Source organism: Gammaproteobacteria bacterium (assembly GCA_019748175.1).
Taxonomy (GTDB): domain Bacteria; phylum Pseudomonadota; class Gammaproteobacteria; order JAIEPX01; family JAIEPX01; genus JAIEPX01.
The window spans coordinates 83,940-107,341 of record JAIEPX010000011.1; the positions used below are offsets into that span (position 1 = coordinate 83,940).

14 protein-coding genes are annotated in these 23,402 nt (G+C 39.4%); 9 read left to right on the forward strand and 5 right to left on the reverse strand.

Going from position 1 to position 23,402, the window contains the following annotated elements; translation table 11 throughout:
* Positions 1-8 precede the first annotated feature (8 nt).
* The 3 genes from K2X50_06050 to K2X50_06060 form a co-directional block, all read right to left on the reverse strand.
* Positions 9-686: an ABC transporter permease gene (locus tag K2X50_06050; GenBank protein ID MBX9586802.1), complete on the reverse strand. Its 678-nt coding sequence runs from the start codon at positions 684-686 to the stop codon at positions 9-11.
* The gene (locus K2X50_06055) at positions 667-1,710 is read right to left on the reverse strand and encodes a methionine ABC transporter ATP-binding protein (protein ID MBX9586803.1); all 1,044 of its coding nucleotides are present in this window, start codon (positions 1,708-1,710) and stop codon (positions 667-669) included. The genes K2X50_06050 and K2X50_06055 overlap by 20 nt, the downstream gene beginning before the upstream one ends.
* A 126-nt stretch (positions 1,711-1,836) precedes the next feature.
* A complete protein-coding gene (locus K2X50_06060; GenBank protein MBX9586804.1) occupies positions 1,837-2,493 on the reverse strand; it encodes an outer membrane beta-barrel protein in 657 nt (218 codons plus the stop codon).
* Between the two features lie 479 nt (positions 2,494-2,972).
* Between K2X50_06060 and lexA the strand changes: the two genes are divergently transcribed.
* From lexA to K2X50_06075, 3 genes are all read left to right on the forward strand, one after another.
* A complete protein-coding gene (gene lexA / locus K2X50_06065) occupies positions 2,973-3,572 on the forward strand; it encodes a transcriptional repressor LexA (protein MBX9586805.1) in 600 nt (199 codons plus the stop codon).
* A 175-nt stretch (positions 3,573-3,747) separates the two neighbouring features.
* Positions 3,748-4,986 carry a DNA polymerase IV gene (locus K2X50_06070; protein ID MBX9586806.1) on the forward strand — a complete coding sequence of 413 codons (1,239 nt, stop codon included), beginning with the start codon at positions 3,748-3,750 and terminating at the stop codon, positions 4,984-4,986.
* Positions 4,987-5,139: 153 nt separating this feature from the next.
* Positions 5,140-7,104, forward strand: coding sequence for an ankyrin repeat domain-containing protein (locus tag K2X50_06075; GenBank protein ID MBX9586807.1), 1,965 nt, complete (start codon positions 5,140-5,142; stop codon positions 7,102-7,104).
* A gap of 256 nt (positions 7,105-7,360) precedes the next feature.
* Here the strand turns inward: K2X50_06075 and map are convergent, their stop codons facing one another.
* Positions 7,361-8,131, reverse strand: coding sequence for a type I methionyl aminopeptidase (map, locus tag K2X50_06080; GenBank protein MBX9586808.1), 771 nt, complete (start codon positions 8,129-8,131; stop codon positions 7,361-7,363).
* Positions 8,132-8,382: 251 nt separating this feature from the next.
* On the opposite strand from map, the gene rpsB reads away from it, so the two are divergent.
* The 6 genes from rpsB to K2X50_06110 are packed head-to-tail and all read left to right on the forward strand — an operon-like array spanning position 8,383 to position 13,178.
* Positions 8,383-9,390, forward strand: a complete 1,008-nt coding sequence (gene rpsB / locus K2X50_06085) for a 30S ribosomal protein S2 (GenBank protein MBX9586809.1) — start codon at positions 8,383-8,385, stop codon at positions 9,388-9,390.
* A 2-nt stretch (positions 9,391-9,392) separates the two neighbouring features.
* Positions 9,393-10,280, forward strand: coding sequence for a translation elongation factor Ts (gene tsf / locus K2X50_06090; protein ID MBX9586810.1), 888 nt, complete (start codon positions 9,393-9,395; stop codon positions 10,278-10,280).
* Positions 10,280-11,008, forward strand: coding sequence for a UMP kinase (gene pyrH / locus K2X50_06095; GenBank protein ID MBX9586811.1), 729 nt, complete (start codon positions 10,280-10,282; stop codon positions 11,006-11,008). The genes tsf and pyrH overlap by 1 nt, the downstream gene beginning before the upstream one ends.
* Entirely contained in the window at positions 11,008-11,565 is a 558-nt protein-coding gene (gene frr / locus K2X50_06100; protein MBX9586812.1) for a ribosome recycling factor, read from the forward strand. Before pyrH ends, frr begins: the two co-directional genes overlap by 1 nt.
* Positions 11,566-11,595: 30 nt before the next feature.
* A complete protein-coding gene (locus K2X50_06105; protein ID MBX9586813.1) occupies positions 11,596-12,324 on the forward strand; it encodes an isoprenyl transferase in 729 nt (242 codons plus the stop codon).
* Complete coding sequence (locus K2X50_06110) at positions 12,318-13,178, forward strand: phosphatidate cytidylyltransferase (GenBank protein MBX9586814.1); 861 nt, start codon at positions 12,318-12,320, stop codon at positions 13,176-13,178. Before K2X50_06105 ends, K2X50_06110 begins: the two co-directional genes overlap by 7 nt.
* Positions 13,179-13,199: 21 nt before the next feature.
* On the opposite strand, the gene K2X50_06115 is transcribed toward K2X50_06110, so the two are convergent.
* A complete protein-coding gene (locus K2X50_06115; GenBank protein MBX9586815.1) occupies positions 13,200-23,354 on the reverse strand; it encodes a DUF3638 domain-containing protein in 10,155 nt (3,384 codons plus the stop codon).
* Between the last annotated feature and the right edge of the window lie 48 nt (positions 23,355-23,402).

The following is a 23,402-nucleotide window of genomic DNA, read 5'->3' on the forward strand; positions in this document are numbered from 1 at the left end:
GTGAATCCTTATTGACGATTAAGTTTACGTGAAAGTCGATTACCAAGATATTGGATAAGATGCACTATGATAATGAGGATCGCAACTGTGGCTAACATAATGGTAATATCGAAGCGTTGATAACCGTAATTGATGGCAACGGTTCCTAATCCACCACCTCCGACAGCGCCAGCCATTGCTGAATATCCGATAAGACTGATGAGCATTAGGGTAATTCCGTTAATGAGTGCAGGTAATGATTCGGGTAACAGTATTTTTAAAAGAATTTGAGTAGTGCTTGCGCCAAAACTCATTCCTGCTTCGATTAATCCTGGATTAATGTCGAGTAGGGCATTTTCAACCACACGCGCCATAAAAGGAATCGCGGCGATGGTGAGTGGAACGATAGCGGCCGTGGTGCCGATTGTCGTGCCAATCACCCAACGAGTGAAGGGTATTATCGCGATGAGAAGGATAATAAATGGCAATGAACGTGTCACATCAATTATGGCGCTTAAGATCTTGTTAATTATAATGTTTTCACTGAGATTTTTATGGCGCGTCGCAAATAACCAAAGTCCGAGTGGGGTACCTAAAACCACCGCCATGAATCCTGAAACGAGTACCATATACAGTGTTTCCCACGTGCCTTTCCACAGGACTGAATAAAAGGCAGCGTTTATGGAATTACTCAGGATGTCTGACATAACCAATCACCTCCACATGTACGCCTTTGTCTTGCAGATATTTATACCCAGCCTGAATCTGTTCTGCTGAACCGTATACCTCAGTAATCATGGTTCCCATCGTTTGATCACGGATCAGTTCGATATCCGCCTGTAATATATTTAAGGTGATTGATAGCTGTTGCATTAAGTGGGCTATTAATGGCTCTTGACTGGTTTTACCTAGAAAAGAAAGATGCCACAACGGGTTACTATTCGGAGTTGCTTCTGTGTGGAGCCGTTGTTTAACTGCAACGGGTAAGTGATCTTTCGCGGCTTTTTGAATAAATCGTTGGGCCAATTCGGTTTTGGGATTTCCAAAAAATTCAATCACATCAGATTGTTCAATGATTTTTCCGTGTTCCATGATGGCCAAGTGGTGACAAATTTCTTTAACAACGTCCATTTCATGAGTGATGATTAAAATGGTCACGCCCAATTGCTCATTAATGTCTTTAAGTAATCGTAATATCGCATGGGTATTTTCGGGGTCCAGCGCAGAAGTGGCTTCGTCGCTTAATAATACTTTGGGCTGATTCGCGAGAGCTCTTGCTATACCAACACGTTGTCTTTGACCACCGCTTAATTGTGCCGGGTACGCATCTTGTTTAGAGGTTAATCCTGTTAATTCGAGTAAAGGCATAATTTTTTGTTTTATGCTGGTTTTATCTTTACCGTCGAGTTCCAAAGGAAGAGCAATATTATCGTAGACAGTGCGCGAAGAAAGTAAATTAAATTGTTGAAAAATCATGCCTATTTTTTTTCTGGCATTACGTAATTCTGGGGGTGTTAATGTTGTTAGATTCAAGCCGTCAACGATCACTCGTCCTTCTTCAGGACGTTCCAGTAAATTTGCACAGCGAATGAGAGTACTTTTTCCTGCTCCGCTTGGACCAATAACACCAAATACTTTTCCGGGTGCTACAGTGAATTGAACATCACTGAGTGCAGTGATACGTTGCGCGCTATTGCCAAAATATTTGCTAACATGTTCGAAAGTAATCATGTCAATAATAATATATTTTTTATTCGCAAATTGATAGGGATGATAAGAAAGGAGTTGGAACTTAATAAAAATTCTTTGCAAAAAAAAACACCGCAGTTGAAGTTCCTGCGGTGTTTTTAAAGAAAATTACAACGTTGGGAACAGGTAGCTTACGCCAAGTGTAACCAAGTCTGTGCTTTTCACACGATTGCTGTCGTGGTGGTGATGTCCGCCATTTTGTTCTTGGCGACTTCCACGATAATGATGTTCATGGCTAGTTCCAAAACCGTGTAGGTAAGAAACATCAACCATTACGTTATGGCAGAAGCTGTAAGCTAAGCTAGCACCAGCTGCTGGAATAATGTTGTCATGATCATGTCCGTGGTTGTGGTGGTCATGGCTGCTGAATAAGTATGCAGCGCCGCCTTTTAGATCGCCACGGAAACCGCTGTCACCAAATGGTGTACCAACGCGTGCGAGTAAATCCCATTGGCCAACATTGTTGTGGCTGCCATTGCGATCGTGGTGATGATCTGAATCTTTGAAGAAACCAGCAACACCAGTTTCCAATCCGACGTAAGGATTGAATTGGTAACCTAAGTATACTCTTCCACCGAATCCACCGTTATCATGATGATGTCGTCCTTCATGATGGTTACGGTATTTAACTTCGCCCCATCCAGCTTGTGCTCCAACATAAACGCCTGGACATCCAGTGTTGCAAGCAGTTGCTGCTACTGTAGATAAAGACATTCCTAATGTACTCGCTGCAGCTAAGGCAACTAACATTTTTTTACTAACCATATTACTCTCCTGTAAGGTCATTAAATGAAACACAAACCTGTTGTGTTCCTAAATCTTAGACTACGAATTGATTTTTGACAAGTCCGTGTCAAATTTATTAGGAAATATTTTTTGAAATCCCCATTAAGTAAGGAGATTATGTCCTGAATATTGCCTAATTAATCGCTCCGAGAAGGACATGAATGCTTGGTATAAACATGGTTTGAGGAACTGTCTGTTGGGGCATAGTTTACCCTACTTAAATAAACGCATTTTCTTAAATCATTTTGAAATAGAGTGCAATTATCCTAGATTCTGCTTTGCAATAGATTCTTTATGTAATATTCAGGATATTATTCAGGCTAGATTATGTGAGGACCATCATTGTAAAAAAAACTTGAAAGTTCTCACTTTGTACTCTATACTGGCTTTGAAGGATAAGGCAGTTACCGCTGAGGTGGAAACTGTAAGATGTATGCAACCTGAAGGAGGACATTATTATGTTAACGCTCGCTCAACGCAAGACGTATGAATTTATTCGCCAATTTATTGAAGAGAATAGTTATTCGCCCACTTTAGCTGAAATCGCTAAGGCGCGAGGTATCACTTCTCGTGGAGTAGTGCATCGTGACGTACAGGGAGTTGTTGCTGAAGGATTGATTCGGCTCGTTCCAAACCGTAAACGCAGCATTGAACTTTGCGACTCAGCTAACGAACGACGTTATTTGCCTTTATTAGGGCGTATTGCTGCAGGACAGCCGATTGAAGCAATTTCAGATCAGCGCACGGTAGATATTGCCAATATTTTCTTACGCGAAAATCACTACGCTTTACAAGTCAAAGGAGATTCAATGATTGAAGAAGGAATCTTCGATGGTGATGTGGTGGTGTGCAAGCATGCTGATGTAGCCGATGACGGACAAATCGTGGTTGCGTTGGTGGATGATCGTGAAGCAACTTTGAAGCGTTTGCGTCGTAATAGGGATCGAAGTGTGACTTTAGTTCCTGCAAATCCGCATTTGAAGCCAATGACGTATCAGGCTGATCGTGTGAAAGTGCAGGGTATTTATGTTGGGTTGTTGAGATTTTTATCTCGGTAATGCGGGTGGTCAAAAAAGGGATGAGGTCAGGTTTAACATTGAAACCAGCTCTTAAAAGACCCAGTGTAAGGCAGTCAATCGGGAGCTGGTTTCAATGTTAAACCTGACCCCACCCCCTTTGCGAGCTGCTTGAGTTTGCTGGTTGTCACAAAAAGAAAATGAGTGGGGAAGCAGCATGACAACAAAAACAGAGGCTCCGTGGCCTCGAGCCATTATTTTAATCGATATGAACGCTTTTTTCGCGTCCGTAGAGCAGATGGATTTTCCTGAGCTGCGAGGCCAGCCTGTTGCCATTACGAATGGTAGGCAGGGTTCTTGTGTGATTACGTGTTCTTATGAGGCACGGCGCTTTGGCGTCAAAACAGGTATGCGACTTTTTGAGGCGAGAGAATTGTGTCCTGAAATTATTCAGTGTGCAGCGCGCCCTCACCGTTATGCCGAATTATCGACCCTCATCATGGAGGCTTTAAATGATATTACACCTGATATTGAAGTATTTTCCGTTGATGAAGCGTTTTTAGATGTGTCTCGTTGTCAACGTTTATCCGGTTCACCGATTGCGATGGCTCAACGAGCTAAACAACGAGTACTGGAAGTTTCTGGTTTATCTTGCTCAGTAGGATTGAGTGGCGATAAAACAACTGCCAAATATGCGGCAAAACTCCAAAAACCAGACGGCTTTCAGGTGATTTACCCTTGGGAAGCAAAGGCGCGATTGAGAAATGTGCCGGTGACAGAATTATGTGGCATCGCAAAAGGCATTGGTCGTTTTCTGGCTTCTTACGGTGTGATCACGTGCGGCGATATTGATAAAATCCCGATCAGTATTTTGTCCAAACGTTTTGGAAATCTCGGACGACGTATTTGGTACATGTGCCAGGGAGCCGACCCCGAACCTTTACGCATGCACGTGGCTGATCCGAAATCTATTGGCCATGGCAAAGTCATTCCTCCTAATACCACTGATGAACGACTGATAAAAATGTATTTATTGCACATGAGTGAAAAAGTCGCTGCACGTTTGCGACGTAATCAGATGGCAGCGAGTCATTTCTTTATTGGGCTGCGGGGCATGCATTGGGATTGGATCGCGACCAAAGCAAAATTAGCCTATCCCTGTGCCGATGGTCGGTGTATTTATGATCTTTGCCAGCAATTTATGGAAGAGCATTGGCATGGTGAGCCTCTCTCACAAGTGCAAATCACTGCCCTGGATCCAAAACCTGACAGCCAACAGCTTGATCTTTTCATGCCTAACGATCGCGTGCGACGTAGTACTAATAAAGCAGTAGATAAGATTAACGAGCATTACGGAGAATTCACCATTGCTCCCGCTCGCTTGTTGGGCCGCTCTTCCATGCCCAACGTTATTTCTCCCGCTTGGAAGCCCTTTGGGCATCGCCAGTCGATTTGACTGTTTCGTTTATATATTATAATTTTGTATTTTTAAATAAGCTGTTAATAGCTATAATTATTATAAAAATATTTTGATATTTAAACCATAGTATTGTATTTTTCGAAATATTATGCTAATTTAGCTAAATTATAAAGATTATGGGGTGTATTTATGCGGAGCGATATAAAAGAATTATCTGATCTCGAATTTGATGCGGTAGATAAAATAGCAGATATGTTAGGGTCTGATTGGTCTCCCACAATAACCTTACGGATAGATAATCATAAGCGTCAATTTTCAACACCTTCTTTTATGCTTCAAGATGAAAAAGCGGGATTGATTGCCGTCCTTTTTAGGCAAGCAATTGAAGTAAATAACCCACTGCCAATGCAATTTTTGATTAATCAAGGAGATATAGTTAATAGTCCGCTCTGTGATATTTCCCGATTAGCAAGAACAATTAATACTCGAACGACATTAGATCAGGACCAGGATGGTAATTATCCTTTGCATTTAGCGGCACATTTGGGTCATGAAGAAGCGGTAGAGGTACTTGTAAATAACAGAGCAGAGCTAAACCTTCTCAATAGCCGTGGTAAAACTCCTGCACATATAGCTTTTCTTGAAAAAAAATTCCCCATACTAGAATATTTGGTTAATGCTGGTGCTGATGTCAATTTTGGAATGCAACATAATGGTTGGACATTGCTGCATTTGGCCAGTGAAAAAGGAAATACTAATTTAGTGCGCTTGCTCCTATCAAAAGAAGCAAAAGTAGACCAACTTACAAAAGGTGGTTGGACTGCCTTACTTGTGGCTTGTAGTAATGGGGCAGAAGGAGCTGTTGAATTATTACTCGCTTCGGGTGCTTCAGTAAAGAATATCACTCCAGAGAGAGGGGAGACAGCTTTACATCTAGCGGCACGATTGGATAATCCTAGGATCCTAACAATGCTCATTGCTGCCAATGCTGATCCTAATGCGCGTAACGAATTTGGGCAAACTCCGTTAATGTGCGCATGTAATCAAGTTCAAACTGGAAATGTTAGGGTTCTCTTAGATAAAGGTGCTGATCCCCGATTAACCACTAATAGTGGCGACACTGCTGCACATGAATTATTTCAAATAACGAGTGCTGGTGATAAATCTCAGTTAGAAATTTTAAAGCTTTTAGATGGTCATGGATCAGTAACATTATGTGAGCTTAACACGCGGGGAGACACACCGCTTCATAATGCTTGTTTTAGCGAAGGATATCCTGAAAGTGTACAATTTCTAATCGACAAAAATCCTAAGGGCGTTAATCAACTTAATAAGGAGGGCGATTCACCTCTTTGTGTAACAACAATGTGTGTTCATAGTCAAAGAAATTTACGTGTTGTAGAAGTATTATTGGCGAATGGAGCTAAACCTAATCGATATGGTCCTAAAACAGTATCAGCATTATTTAACGTTTGTAGACATGTTAATTGGGATGAGTGTACTGACTACTCAGCAGTACTTGCAATTGCAAGATTGCTAATTAGTAAAGGTGCTAATATCAATGAAAATATTTTGGGAATTAGGCGTAGTATCACACCGTTAGAAGAAGCCATAATCGCTGGAGCGGATGAAATGGTAGAATTACTTCTTGCTAGTGGTGCAACTGTTGATCCAGAAAATCTAACTAAAATTTATTATGCTATTGGTGATAGTTCGAGATATATCGTTCGAATTTTTGGAATGTTACTAGCAAAGCTTGATAATCTAGAGAATTGTGTTTCACAGATTAATTCTGTCCTCAAATTTTCTGGGCGTGACCGTAGTTATATGGAAGATCTAATATTAAATAAACAGAAACTGGATAATGCCCGTAGAGAATTTAAATCAAGTCTCGATTTTGCCATTGCCATCCAGGGTAAAGTACAAAATGGACCGTATGTTGGTCAGCCAACACGTGATCTAAGAGAAATATTACAAATCTACAGTAGAATGGATAAAACTAATTCAGACGATTATCGAATGCTAGTAAATCGCTGTGTTGAACTAAAGACAAAAAATCATCCACTGACAGTGGCTGCGATCAATTTAATGCGAGCATGGGAGGCACGTAATCAAAGACCTGATTATAAAAATCGTCAAATCTCTCTTCGATAAGGTGATTGAGACGACTATCGAAATCTGATGGATTCACTCCCGAATATGACGCCATTAGCAGCCGATCAAGGGTTGGGCTGGGAGTGCGAATATGTCGAAGTTACTCTTGGTAAGTACTACTACAGCGTATATGCTAGTTTGAAATAGAGGTAAATAAGAACAGAGAGGGACTGATTGATCATAGATTAATATGAATCTCTCGAAAGTACTAACAATTAAAGATGCGACTAAAGATGCGACGACATGGTCGAGGATATTATCGAATAGTTTCTTCTTTTCTTAAAGTCAGAATTTCATTACCAGTTTCAGTGACTAGAATCGTGTGTTCCCATTGAGCGGAGAGCTTGTGGTCTTTAGTGACGACGGTCCAGCCATCTGGGAGAATTTTGAGGTCGCGTTTGCCGGCGTTGATCATGGGTTCGATGGTGAAAATCATACCAGGTTCGATAATTTCGCCCGTTCCCGCTTTTCCGTAATGAAGAATTTGCGGGTCATCGTGAATCTTCGTTCCTACTCCATGGCCACAAAATTCCCGAACTACACTGAAACGGTTTTTTTCGGCGTGGGCTTGAATCGCTGCACCGATATCGCCTAGATGTACACCCGGTTTAACCAATTCAATGCCAAGATAAAGGCATTCTTGAGTGACTGTAACGAGTCGTTTCGCGAGTATAGAAGGTTCACCTAGAAAAAACATTTTGCTGGTATCGCCGTGATAGCCATCTTTACGAACGATGACATCAATGTTCAAAATATCGCCTTTTTTGAGTTCTCGAGGGCCAGGAATGCCATGGCAAATGACATGATTGAGTGATGTGCAGACGGATTTTGGAAAACCTTTATATCCCAGCGAAGCAGGGTAGGCGTCTTGCACATCGACGATATAATCGTGGCAAATTTTATCGAGTGCTTCGGTGGTAATTCCGGGGACGACATGGGGCGTGATCATTTCCAGGACTTCTGCAGCTAAGCGACCTGCAATACGCATTTTTTCGATTTCTGCCGGTGAATTAATGTGAATCGTCATATTTAATGCCATAAATGTTAAAAAAAGCCGCTAAACACCCAAAGAACGGATCTATCGATTGTTCTTCACTACAAACTATGTTATAAAGCTTCGGCGTTTTACGCAAATACTATTTATAGTGACTCAGAGAGTTGCTCTAAAAGTAAATACACACATCTTTCGACACGTTCTCTAGGGTGCTGAAGTAGACATTGTCCGCTTTGGTTAGAGAATGGGAGAGGTGGAGGCTTAACCCTACTAGAGGTATAACTATGTCTACTGTTTCTATGCGAGATCTTCTCGAAGCTGGCGTGCATTTTGGGCACCAAACCCGTTACTGGAACCCCAAAATGGCTCAATATATTTTTGGCGCACGTCTGAATGTTCACATCATCGATTTGGAAAAAACACTCCCCATGTTTAAAGAAGCACTGAATTTTGCTTCGAGTGTTGCATCTAAAAAAGGCAAGATTCTTTTTGTTGGTACTAAAGACGTTGCATCTGGAATTATTCGTGAACATGCATTACGTTCTGGCATGCCATTTGTTGACCATCGTTGGTTAGGTGGAATGCTTACCAATTACAAAACTATTCGACAATCAATTCGTCGACTCCGTGATCTCGAAAAATTAATGGAGAGTCCACGTTTTCAAGGATTTACGAAAAAAGAACGGCTTACATTGACTCGCGAAAAATCAAAACTTGATCAAAGTTTGGGTGGTATCAAAGATATGGGCGGATTGCCTGATGCTTTATTTATTGTTGATGTGGGCAATGAAAGCATCGCGATTGAAGAAGCTCGTAAATTAAGTATTCCTGTTATTGGTATTGTTGATACCAATAATTCTCCTGATTTTATCGATTATGTGATTCCAGGAAATGATGATTCTATTCGTTCAATTCAAGTTTATTGCAAACAATTAGCTGATGTCATTATCACTGCGCGTGAACGAATTGCAGCTTCAGAACCTAAACAAGCTGAAAAACCAAAACCTGAAGTGAAGAAGAAAGAAGAAGTTGGTACACGTAAAGTAGTGACTAAAAAACGTGAGGAAGCGCCTGCAGAGAAACCTGTAGTAGCGAGCGAAGCTGATAAGAGCGGAACTGCTGATAAAGAAAAAGCAACTTCTGCTAAAAAACCTGCTGCAAAAAAAACAGTGATTAAGGATGCTGCTTCAAAAACACCAGCAACTAAAATTACTGATGTTAAAACCAAGGTAAAATCAGTTGACGAAAAACCATCATCAACGGAAACCGTTGATACCCCGACAGGAGAATAAGTATGAAAATTACAGCTGCTCAAGTGAGCGAATTGCGTGAAAGAACGGGTGCGGGAATGATGGAATGTAAGAAAGCGCTTGTTGAATCTCAAGGAGATATTGAAGCTGCGATTGAAGCCATGCGAAAAGCAGGTGCTGCAAAGGCCGATAAAAAAGCCGGCCGAATTGCTGCTGAAGGCGCAATCATTATTAAATTAACCGCCGATCAAAAAAGCGCGATTATCGTTGAGATTAATTGCGAAACAGATTTTGTGGGGCGCGATGAAAACTTCTTACTATTTGCGAATAATGCTGCTGAACAAGCATTAGCTGCAAAAGAAACCAATATTGAAGCAGTTGGAAATCTACCGATTACAGCTGGTTCAAATGTCACAGTTGAACAATCTCGACAAGAACTTGTTGCAAAAATTGGTGAGAATATTCAGATTCGTCGAATTAAAATTTTGTCGTCTGAACATCCGATTATTCAATATCGTCACGGCAATAAAATCGGAGTTGTTGTGAAATTAGATTCCAACAACGAAGAGTTAGGAAAAGATATTGCAATGCATATCGCCGCATCACGTCCGGAAGCAATTTCACCCGATGAGATTCCTGCGGATATCATTACAAAAGAGCGTGAAATATTTACTGCACAAGCGGCAGATAGTGGAAAACCTCCTGAAATCATTGCAAAAATGATTGATGGGCGAATTTCAAAATTTGTTAATGAAATAAGTTTATTGGGGCAACCATTCGTTAAAGATCCTTCTCTGTCAGTAGGAAAATTATTAGATAACGCGAAATCAAAAGTACTTGCCTTTGAACGATTCGAAGTAGGTGAGGGCATTGAGAAACGTGAAGATAATTTTGCTGAAGAAGTGATGGCCCAAGTTCAGGGAGCTCAGTAATGTCCCAAAAGCCGTTGTATCATAGAGTTTTACTCAAGCTCAGCGGTGAAGCCTTAATGGGCAACAGTAATTTTGGTATTGATCCTGCTGTCTTGCATCGATTAGCTCAAGAAATTAAAGAAGTTCTTGCGCTGGGAGTGCAAGTGGGAATTGTAGTTGGTGGTGGTAATTTATTTCGAGGCGCAGCACTTTCCAAAGCAGGATTAGATCGAATTTCTGGCGATTATATGGGAATGCTAGCAACCATGATGAATGCCATTGCGATGCGAGATGTTTTTGAAAATAATGAAATTGATACACGTGTTTTCTCAGCCATTCCTATGAGTGGAATGGTCGATCATTATGATCGTCGCAAAGCGATTCATCATTTAAATAGTGGCCGTGTTGTGATTTTTGCAGCAGGTACTGGTAATCCTATGGTTACAACTGATTCAGCAGCAAGTTTGCGCGGCATCGAAATCGGTGCCGATGTGATTCTTAAAGCGACGAATGTTGATGGTGTTTATACTGCTGATCCAATGATTGATAAAAGTGCAACATTGTACAAACGCGTTACGTATCGTGAAGTTTTGAATAAAGAATTGCGGGTAATGGATTTAGCCGCTTTCTGTCAGTGTCGTGATCATAATATTTCTTTGAGAGTCTTCAATATCGCCGTTCCCGGCAATATCAAGAAAGTGATCCTTTCTGAAGACATTGGGACTTTAGTGGAACGAGGAGAGGAATAATGGTTAATGCCTTAGTGAAAGATACAGAACAGCGTATGCTTAAATGCATCGATGCGCTGAAGTTAGAGCTCACTCGTATTCGTACAGGACGTGCAAATACCGGTATTATTGAACATATAAAAATTTCTTATTACGGAAATGATACGCCTTTAACACAAGTTGCGAATATTGCGGTTGAAGATGCGCGCACACTCACCGTAACGCCGTGGGAAAAAAACATGGTCCCTACTATAGAAAAAGCTATTTTAAATGCTGATCTAGGTTTAAATCCAGTTACAGCAGGTTCTGTTATTCGAGTTCCGCTGCCACAATTAACGGAGCAGCGTCGGAAAGAATTAATTAAAATCATTCGCGATGAAGGCGAAAAATCCAAAGTAGCCGTTCGGAATATTCGGCGTGATTCAAATACTTCAATTAAAGATTCGTTGAAAGCAAAAACCATTTCAGAAGATGATGAACGTCGTGCTGAAGCAGAAATCCAAAAAGTAACAGATAAATATATTTCTGAAATTGATAAAGTCATCGGCATTAAAGAAGCTGATTTACTGGAGATTTAAGTGGTTTCACACTTAAGGCCTGAAAATCCCATTGGAAAACCAAGACACGTTGCCATTGTGATGGATGGAAATGGTCGTTGGGCGATGCAAAAACAGTTACCTCGTATTGCCGGGCATGAAGCCGGTGCAAAAGCTGTTAAACGAATTGTCGAGCACTGTCCAAAATTGGGAATCGAAGTCCTCACTTTATTTGCCTTTAGTCGTGAAAATTGGGGGCGTCCAAGTGAAGAAGTCACTGCATTAATGCGACTATTTCTTCATACTCTACATACTGAAACAGAGTCTCTGCGTGAAAAAAATATCCAAATTCGGTTTATTGGTGATCGAAAAGCGTTTTCAGTGGAATTGCAAGCCGAAATGCGTCAAGCAGAACGTGTTACTAAAGAAAATGATGGATTGGTTTTAGTTATTGCTGCAAATTATAGCGGTCGTTGGGATATTGCGAATGCTGCGATGAGATTATCAAAAGACGTTTTGTCAAACGAGGCGGATATTACTGCGATTGATGAAGACAGTTTTACTGCTTATTTATCGATGTCGGATCTTCCAGAACCCGATTTATTAATTCGCACTAGTGGAGAAATCAGGATTAGTAATTTCTTATTGTGGCAAATTGCATACGCAGAGCTTTATTTTACTGATATTTTATGGCCGGATTTTGGTCCTGCTGAATTCGAAAAAGCATTGCAAGAATTTGCATCACGCAAACGCCGTTTTGGATTAACCAACGAGCAACTGAGTCAGACCGAAACATGTTAAAACGTATGATTACAGCCGCGGTACTATTACCTCTGGTTATACTCGGAATTTTCGAATTACCCCCCGTCCCTTTTCTTGCGATCAGTGCTGCATTATTTATTATTGCAAGCTGGGAATGGTCAAAATTAGCGGGTTGGAATGGTTGGTATTCTCGTTTGACGTATGTGCTTGGGTTTATTTTTTTAGAAGGCTTGATACTTCATCCGACTCTTGGTGCTCTGATGACGCTATTCTTTTATCATTTTAGCCTGATTTATTGGCCCTTAGTTTTATTGTTAGTATTAACCTACCCCAAAACAGAATCATATTGGGGAAAAAGCCGATTACTTCGTAGTATCATGGGTTATCTTTCCATGGCCCCTTGTTTTTATTTGCTCACAAAATTTGGCACAGAACAATTTCCACGTGAAATGCTATTGCTTTGTTTAGTGTTTATTTGGGGCGCGGATTCAGGTGCGTATTTTGCCGGAAAACGCTGGGGAAAAACCCCATTAATCCCCGATGTGAGCCCTAAAAAAACGATTGAAGGATTAATAGGCGCATTAGTTACCGGATTTTTTATTGTATTAACCGTATTTATTCTTTCTGAAACAATATTGGTGTGCACACACGGTGCGTGCAAATTATCCTATTTAAAATTTGGTACAGCCGAAGAAAGCTTTTTAATTTTGATGGTGATCGCATTATGGACGATTTTAGCGTCTGTATTAGGTGATTTAGCGATCAGTATATTCAAACGTAATGCTCACGTTAAAGACACCGGTAACATACTTCCAGGCCATGGCGGAATTCTCGACCGTATCGATAGTATGCTTCCTGCACTGCCAATTTTTGTGCATTTCACGTTGTATTGATCCACAATCTATTAACACTGTTTATCTGGATCCAGCCACTAGACTTGCGTTATCAGCCACGGAGCAATGAATACTATTCTGAATATTCAAGCTAGGTTTGTGTGCAAAAAAATCTGTCTTAGTGTAATGCTGTTCTTTGGGTTTTTGTTGAGTTGTGACTTGTTCGCTTGTTTTATCTTGAACCACTTCAATGATTTCATCACATAAATAATCGATATCAAGGCAAAATTCTTCTAAATCGCTGTGCGTTAACTTTCCACGATTCAATTTCGTCATAACACCATCCATATCTCTCTGATAATCTTCAATGCCCCATATGTATCCATTCCATTCAACCTTGGTTAATTGTGATTTGATAGAATTAAGCTGCTTTTCGGCATTTGTTAAACGCTGCTGTAATTGATCTATTTTTTCATTGGCCAGCTGTTTATCTGTTATGAGATCGACTGGCTCAGACGGTTCAGACCGAGGCTGAGTAAACCATTGGTAGGTAGAAGAACATGCATAATAGAGCACTCTGCCTAATTGAATATTCCAATAAAGATTGTCGAGTGGGCCTGGTGTAATGGTTGGCGTGTAAATCAGAGTGGAGTGATCACCATCGCAAGCCACAGAAGGTCTTCCATGGTGCTCAATTGGACGGCATGAGCTAGGCTCGTACGAATCACCATAATAATGCGTTTGTTCATTGTGATGGGTTGATAGGTCAGTGGTTGTTGGTATTTTGGGGAAGACGGTTACCTGATAATCTTTTCCATTACAGGTATTGGTAGGTATCCAATCATTTTCGTCTTGGATCCAGGTCGGCTCACAATGATACGGAGATTTTTCAAGTTTCGGTTGTTTTGGGGTAAATATTTCTGGGGGCAGAGCAGAGGGTAATTCCGGTTGGAACCAGGAGAATAATGTCGAAATAAAAGGAAAAGGTTGTAGTGTACTCGCTTCAGAGGCTTGAGGTGGTCGTTGAGCAGGTTCAGATGGCTCAGAAGGATCTTCATCACCCGGTTCGATTATATTTGTATCATCATAATCTACGTAAGATAATAATGAATCATAAAATGTCATTGTTTTAGTTGGTGCAAATGAATGCTCAATGGCTGGTGTTAAATTTTTATACAATAAGCTATCAGGTAGGGCTGAAGTAGGTTTGCTAATATAATGTAAAGCACTGACTCGTTGATGCGGTATTTTCGCCGTTGTTAATTGAGTTACGGGAAATGAACGTTGTGATGCGATGGGCGGAGTCATATCAAGGTTATGATCTAACTTACGCGAAAGTTCCACTAAATGTCGAGATACATGGATCTCGGTGATTCGGTCATATAAACATTCATATTGTTCTTTAGTCCACTGATAACGCTGGGCTATTTCAGCTTGTTTAACTAAATTCGTGTACTGACCGTTTAATAAACTTAAAAATACTAACATTTCTTGAAGTTGAGGCGATGCTAGTAAAGCTAATCGTTGATGCGCAGATAACGTTTTGCTGGCTGAGAGGATGCCACTATCCAAACCAATAATCGCATAAATTTCTTGGGGCGCTTGTGTATTTAAGCTCTGAATTTCATGATGAAAGTATTCTCCTCCGGCTGCAGATAGTGCAACAAATTCAGGTTTTTCTTTGACTTGAACTAATAATAATCGAATGGGCTTTAACGATGGCAATTCATTTCTATTATTCGTTTGCTTTAGTGGTGAATGATTGATATAACGAAGTCGCAATGGTGGTAATTGTAGATTTTTACAACGTGGAAATGTCAAAAGTTGATATGTGTTTGAATCATGATTGAAAATGGCAGTCAATTGATCACTCTCATCATAGACTTCTAAATTAAATTCGAAATAATTTGATTGGTCAAATAATGTTTTGACTAGTTCTTCTTGCACTGTTTCTTGAGTTTCCTGAATTTCTTCATTTTGTTCTTGAATCACTAGGGTATTTAATTCCGCGCCATGAGGTTGACGCATCAATTCTATCAATTGTGCAGTATCTTGAATGGTTTCACGAAGGTATACTTGTGTTTCATTTGGTAATTGTGACGGAACAAGACTAAAATATTCACTTGTTTTCTTGACATAGCTTTGCAAAACAACTTCTGTGGTTGCAAAAACTGATTCTAATTCGTAGCGATGATATGCCGTTAAATCAAAAGATTGTTGTAATCGGTTCTCATAAGTGGCATACAAAACAATTTTGCGATGAATTTTCTCCCAAATAACGTCTTCAATTTGCTGGGATATAAATTGATAAGCTCGCATTACCACTTTTGTAGAGATTTGTTTAGCTTCGTTATGTATCATCCAATAGAATATTTTTTTTGGGTCAAATGTTTCATAGTTGCGGTGAACTTGGCTATATAATGACTTGAACATCAACCAAATGATGGTTTGGGCATCATCCCACAATAATTGTCGCTCTCGCATAACTGCTTGTATAATTTCAGTAACAGTCTGTTCTTTTCCAACGGTTACGCCAGCACGATCTTTAAACGGTCGCTTCACATCGAGGCCAGTGGTTTTGATTAAATCAATAAATAAAAATAATAAAAAATCTTCAAGTTTAATACCGTAACGTTGCAGAGCCTGTTGAATACGCGTCCCTGGAATTTGCATGTTGAGATAATCATGATTAAGCGAACGCAACACCATAGATTGTTCATCAAAATAAGCTGCATTGGCTTTGGGTTTGTCTGGTTCAGTTTTTTCCAATATCGCTTCTATAACTTGTTGGGCTTTATTATTTGAAAGCAAAGCACCACGATCAATCAATGTTGTCATCGCTTCATAAAGTTGTGGACACTGCGATTGAAATTGCTCAACGAATTGATTTGGAGTGTGTGTCATATCTAAGAGACAAGAAAATTCATTTTTGGCTTTTAATAATGTATCGATCACTTGAGATTCAAATGCTGTATCAAAAAAACAATCCGATGTTTTTAAAAATCCAGGATAAGTTGCCCGTAAACCGGGTGTTGCACTTACCATGATGCTGTACTTAAAACCTGCTTGAAAGTGAGCTGGGGTCGAAATCACACGGTACTTTGGTGTTTTAATCTGTGGCAGTGCATATTTACGTAAAAAGTGTTTGATTATTTTCGGATGGTATGAAAACTGTGGGCTGTCAGTGTAATGGTCTATTTTTCCTTGAGTGAGTCCGTCAAAAGTAGGGTGATTCAGTGTTATATTTAATACCGTATTGATAAATCGCTGTGCACGTGTGATACCGCTATTGTATTTACGTTCTTTACGATGTTGAATTTGTAATTGTTGGATTATTTTAATGATATATTCTTTGGCGATACCTTGCTGTTCATAGAACTGAATGGTTAATGCCATCACAAGTATTTGATCACTAAAATGTGAAGTAACATCCTTAGCATCATGCTTGGGTGCAACGGTTATATCGCGAAAATGAATAGAAGCACCATAATCTTTTTTATATTGCAGGGTTAAAATATGTGGTAATAAAGTATGTGCAAAGGCCCGAACTAGCACAACACTATTTGCAAGTAAATCATTGGAGCGAAATACATTATCCAACCAATAGGGTCGCTTGCGTTCTTCTTGGTATAAATATTGTTTTAATTTAATACGATCAAGAGGGTCAAATACACTGTTTGTAGCCATGTGTTCAATAAATTGTTCACGAATTAATTGCAGGCTGGTTGCGTTGACACTGATCAGACTTTTATTGGCAATTCCTGCAAGCGCTGCTATTTTTTTACTGCCTTCTGCTCGGCCCATGAGATAATCATAAGCATATAAAAATAATTCTTGCTGTTCTACTGGAATTGTCTGCATAAGTCCGTATGTTTTGATGCTTTCTTGTAAAGGATCGCTGATCAGATGTCCTTCATCTTCAAGTTTGATGGCGTTGTGCTTAATATAAGAAAGTACAGAATAGGCGGATTCGGCTAATGCTTCTTGTTTGTTAGCATAGGCAATTTTCATGGTGGTTAATAGAGAATGCCACGTTGTGTCGGTAATCAAAACACATTTTTCGTCAGCTCGCCAATTTTTAAGGCTAGCCAATAGCTGTTCCATTTCAGTTTGGGACCATTTATAGTCGATTCCACGCTCAATTACTTCCATTCCTTGTTGGAAACTATCGCCTAAACTATGTGGAATTTCTTGCACTCCAATTTGATAGAGTTCATTAGTATTTACAATAAAGGGTAATAGTCCAAGTCGCGCAAATATTTGTGCTAAAATGTTTAGTATTACAGCTGTTTTGCCACCTCCTGCAGGAAATTGTAATAAGGCATGTCGAATTTCTGTATCAGTAAACAAGCCGCCTTTGATGATGTGATTGATAATAACCAAAAGTACTGTAGCTTGGTCAGGTCTTATCATTCGTTGAGTATTGAATTCATAAACAAGAAATTCAGGGTATTCTAGGATATTATAATTTCTTATCTTATCAACAGTTTGTCCCAGTAATTGTATAGGGCCTTTGATAACACTCAAGACCTCAGAAATTTGATCGATTTTACATTGCAATAATGCATAATTCACTGCCTTACTTAACAGATTGGTTACTTGTGTTTGATTCAAAAAATAATTAAGCCTAGTGAAATGTGTGACATCATGTTTTAACAATGCTTTCATTATGTGATTGATTGTAGGGCGAGATAGTTGCTCAACTCGATAAGCTGATTCTAATAAATAACTTGTGCGCGTATCTTGTATTGAAGTCGTTAACCCACGCTGAATATCAGCCTGCATTAACAGTAATTGATGTTGGTCATTCTGTGCCATTGTTTGTAGATCACTGTGAAGTTCACTGACAGATAATGTGTTGGAAAAGGCATAGTAACGTTTTTCTGTGCGTTGATTTTGTTCATGACCACTACGATAACGTCGAAACAAATTTAGCGCTATGTTTGTGCAATTTCCTAGTCCTGATTCGACAAGTGGGAATGGTCTATCGCTGATCATTTTGCTAGATATATCAAAATGACGGGTAACAAGTTCACCTAATGGATGATTCCAATTGGGTGGTAATTGTATTGTTGTAAGATCAAACTGTAAGCTATTAGTCTTCTGATTTATGTTAGGTAGTAAGGGTTCATCTACAAGATTCACATATTGATTGGTAAAATCAGCGATGAGACAATTGTTATCAAAACCTTTTGTTAGTAAAGCTTGTGCACGTTTTGTGACTTGGGTAAAACAATCGAGAGCTTGCTCAAATGTAGGTAAACCTCGAAATTCCTGGGGATATTTTGCAACAAATGCTAACAATGAGATTAAATTAAAGTGAGAATTGATTCTGCTTAAGTCATTCCGTAATAATAAAAATAGTTCATAGCGTAATCTTCTATTGATAGCAGGATCTTTCGATATAGCAGATTCGTAATAGGCGATAAAATGTGTTTTTAAATACTCAAGTGCAGGTTGATCAGAGATATGTTTTTCATATTTCACTTTGAGTTGATTGAGCGCATCCTTACGTGGATCATAGTAGATACGAAGAAAAGGTGGTCGTGAATCAGTTGTTCGTCGATGGCGCTCAGAATTAAACTGTAAGGTGTTTTCTAATGAATAAAATTGTTTTTCATAGGCTAAATTAGTACCTTTAAAAGTAAATGAAGTATACACCTGCTTTTGATTTGGTTTCGTAGTGATATCATCAAACGCAGCGTTGAGATTCTTTTTCTGTGAGAAAAAATCATGCGCGGTTCGCATTGCTTCAATATCACGAGTGCTCAAGCGTAAATAATCAGGGACTATGCTAATACCTTCTCTGTGGCTACCAAATGTCTGCGCATAATATTGATATTGACCCAGCGCATGTTCGATGAAATCAGGTATTGGATTTCCTAACCATACATCTGCTTTTTTGGCTAATTTTTTAGTGTGTTCCACCATTCTAGTCATAACTTTGCTATCAAAAGCTGCGCCAAGTGGTGTCAAGTCTTGACGTTGAGTGAGTTGTTCAGCGAGCTGGCGCAGTTCTTGATCATTATTATAATGGTGGTATGTACGCATCAGGCTTGATGCCGCTCTTTTATAATCACCTTGACTTCTATATAGTATGGCTAAATATAAATTAGATTCAACAATATCGCCTCGTAAATCACCTTCACGAGTTAATCTATATTGATAATACTGATTCAATTCTTTTTGAAAGATATATTGAGGATTGATTCGAATGAATGTCGTAATGTCTTCTAGAGAAAAAGCAGCATTACCATCAAATGAACGTAATACAAAAGCAGGAACTAATATTTTTTCATTTTCTTGGTCATTTTCTAACAAGATCATTGTAGCGAGGCCATTCAGTTGCTTAATGCTGCGTTTAGTTGATAAAAAATATCCTGGAAACTCTATGCATTCGAGGCGTGTCTCATGTCGCTGAAAACTCAAATTGAGAGTATTAAACGTAATTGTGTTGATTTGACAAGTGCTAGTTTCCGTTAATATCCCTTCTACTTTAATCCCGTGAAGCCCAGCAATATGTTGTAGCCGATTTGCCCATGCTTGCTCAAGTTGAGTTCTTGGTTGCGATAAATCGAGCAGGACTTGTTTTTCAAATTTCCAGATACCTTGATAATAATTCAAACGTTGCCACCCAAGTTCACTCGAATAAACATAGGCGAATGTAGGCTCTGTACGGCGCATTACAACTACACGCGAAGGAGTTGCAGTATCATACCAATATTGATAGTCAATACGGTTGGCGAAAGCTTCAAACGGATTATTCAATTGATTTTTTTGAAAATGTTCAGCAGGCGAGGTATATGAACCCTCGTTATCGAGTAATAAACACAATCGAACTCTTTCACTATTGATGGTGAGATAGCGATAGGTCGCATAAACATTTCGATTGCCGGTGTAATATAAAAATTCAAAACTTTTATCAGTGGACATAACGCTTCCGTATCGGGAGCTTTCTGTTTCAGGCTTTCCTTCAAAGGTCACATAACCGTTATCGATCAAGGTAACCTGATTTTTCTTTATGGCGAGCTCGCTAAATGCGCGCATGCCATTAATCCAGCGGGTTTTATCACGAACGGGACGATGATCTTTGCTGAAAATTGCTGAGATTAAGTCGATGTGAAGTGTTTGATCTAAAGATTGAATTTGGTCACCTAACATTTGCCATTCTGCATTTATATTTTCTTTAATAGCGCTAGAATAAACACGATTTAGAAGAGTAGATAGATCATCTTTAGAATAGTTAATTAATAAGGTGCAGATTTGTTTTCGATGTTTTAACCAAACGCTTTCAACACTATAATCGAGTTCATTACTCATCTCTTTCGATAGCATTGTCCCATCGGTATACGGATTCATTTGTAAAACAAGTCGGGAAATTAATAAAATTGGGATATCGCTGGGTATTATTTTAGATTCAAACTCATAGCTGGTAAAAATAATTCTAGCGACTCGAGTACGGTCTTCATGGTTAAGACTTCGCTCAAGCTGTGGCAAGAGTAATGCGCGAACATTTAGCCAGTGAGATGGTAAGGATGTTTGATAAATTTTAGCTGATAATTCGACATAGCGACGTAGTGAATGTTGAATTTGACATAGCCATAAAAAAACGAGTTGGTTTGGAGTATCACTTGCACTGAAGTGGTTGGGATCATCGGGATCGAATGAGTAGGTATTAAATCCTAAATCAAAAAAATCTACCAATTGAGAATGCGTATTTTCAGTATTATCTGCTAAGGCAATATCAAGTTTAGCGTAGGAAAATAGGAGTTCACTTAACCGTTGCCTTACGATCCCATTCGTCAATTTATCAATATTTAATTTTGCCCATTCAAGAGTGTTTACCACTTGCAATGATGGTGTGCAAGCAATAGCACGTAAATCTTCGTCTAGTTCTTCTGGTAAGCTTTCATAGGACCACTCGGGTTTGAATAGTCCAAGTGGTTTGAGTTCATAGGGAAGAATAGCCTCCCTTTCGTTTTTCACTTGTTCTCTGAGTTGAGCCAAATCACTCATGGGGTGATAAATAGTATTTTCAGCAAAATCTAGATGTGAGGTATTTTGTGTTGGTATTTTTGGATAATGTTTTTCTAGCTCATATAGAGCTTTATTAGCATTATTAATTTGTTGGCGATGAGTCAGTTGAGATTTAAGTCTAAATTCTCGATGAAATTTAGTGTCTTTATTCACGCTAAATTTAGGATTTTTAGTGTTTTCATCAGCTAAGTGGCCATAATGACCATCGTTTTGGCCCAAAGAATGTATGGTGACTGATAGCGCTATCAATTCATAAATAAATTCGCCCATAAATTGTTCAGCGGGATAAGGTTTTGCCACCAACTTGCCTGATTCTATAGCTTCACACGATCGCATGATAATTGCTTTAAACAACATGTTTACTGGTGCATTTTGATGCTCATGGCCTAAGCACCCGTTGTCTTTGAGTAATTGGATAGCGTGCCGTTTTTTTTCAGGTGTGAGCAACACATTTATCACATAATCTTGAGTGGCATCATTATCTGCATAATTAATGGAGTGTCCAAATATTGGTTGTGTATTCTGTGCTCGTCTTAGAAAATTTGCCGTTATTTTTTTTATAGTATGATAGCTCGTTACATCGTGGTAACACACTTGGTCGGTAAAAACATCATTTAGTGTTAATGAAAATCGGTTATTAAAGGATAAGGATGCTATACGAGGTGCTAACTGAGCTGCAATATCATACGCAATCAGTGAAATTTCGAAGTTGTACAACTGTCGATAATCTTTATTGAGATAATTATTGTATTGATCGATCTCCTGACCCATTTTGATTAGATTATTTAACTTAATAATCACCGATAACTTTGTGTTTTCCTCGAGTTGATCCCAATAGTTATCAGCTAGTTCTGCAGAAGGCGCAGACAAACTATGCATAAAATCGCGTAGTTCCATCAACTGCATTCGATCTTGCTTCGTTTTAAAATAGTCGATTGCTTGATCTAAATAGCCAATGATATCTTGGGGTTTGCAGCCGTTTATTATGAGTTGTGGAATATCTTTTTGGGTTTTTTTTGGTGGAGTATCTTGCTCTTTTTTGTTTGTTGCGACTGGAATTTTCGAGGTAGTGATCCATTCGCCAGAAAAAGCCGGAAAAGGTTCTGGTGAACATCGCAATGTGATTTGCTTGTCATGTTCAGTCTGAATCAGGTGGTTCACTGCACTTGAAAATTCATTGCTAGCCCTTACTGCATTTTCGCTTAAAATATCTACGCCATACAGATTGAGCAGCATGTCGTATTCTCTCAATGCCCATTGCAGTAGCACTAACTTTGTACGTCCTAATTTAAATTCTTTAACAGCTTCAATGATAGAGATATGTCGAAGTACAAATTCGAATTGATTGATATTGTCGATTGAAATCTTACCCGTAGAGAGCATTGCATCTCGTACTACGGCTTCAATACTCGTAACACTGCAAGTTCCTGTCATTTGAGGACGAGTGGCTGTGTTTAGGTTAGGATTATTATTTTTAATTGGTTCACCGTAAAATACCATTAAAGCATATAAGTCCTCTTTACCGAAGGGCGTGATGGTCTCGCGATGGCTGGGTAAAGTGAACGTACCATTTTGTATCGAAACTTTATCTGTTTGAATAACTCTCTGATCAATTGATAAGTTAATTACACCCAATAAAAAGTGTTGGCCATTTTCAGTATTGCAATCAAGCCGGAATTCCTCTGACTGATAACTCTGTTCTATCGTTGTGCCAACGATACGCAAAGGTCGATGAAATTCGCTTCCCGATCCTTGTTGCACTATCGAGACAATGAATTGATTATTTTCAATCGGCTTAAATTTCATCCCTGCAAAATGTCCAGGATCGCCTAACCAGCCAGAGGGGAAATAGCAATGCCCTTTATTTTGGCTTCGTTCGATAATTTTAGCGATGATGGTATTTAGTGGCGGTGTTGGATGTTGTGTGATGAGATCGTAGAAGAAGATCATATCATCAACCGCATTTGTTGCCGTCTCGATGGTCTCAGCGGGAAACGTTAAGCCTAGGAGGTCGCTATTGTAATTCACTAGTGAGCGGTAATAGCGAAGTGTAACCTTGGGAGATGATCCTTCATACTGAGTCTTGCGGATTGCAGTTGGGAAATTGAGCATGGCAAAACTGCTATCGTCGTGCTGTATTAAACGCTCTGACTCAAAGGTACTCTGTATTCTATCGTAATTTTTATCTGTAGCTTGCACTATTCGCCCACCACTCGTATGGTTAGAGTAGAGTGTATAACATCAAGG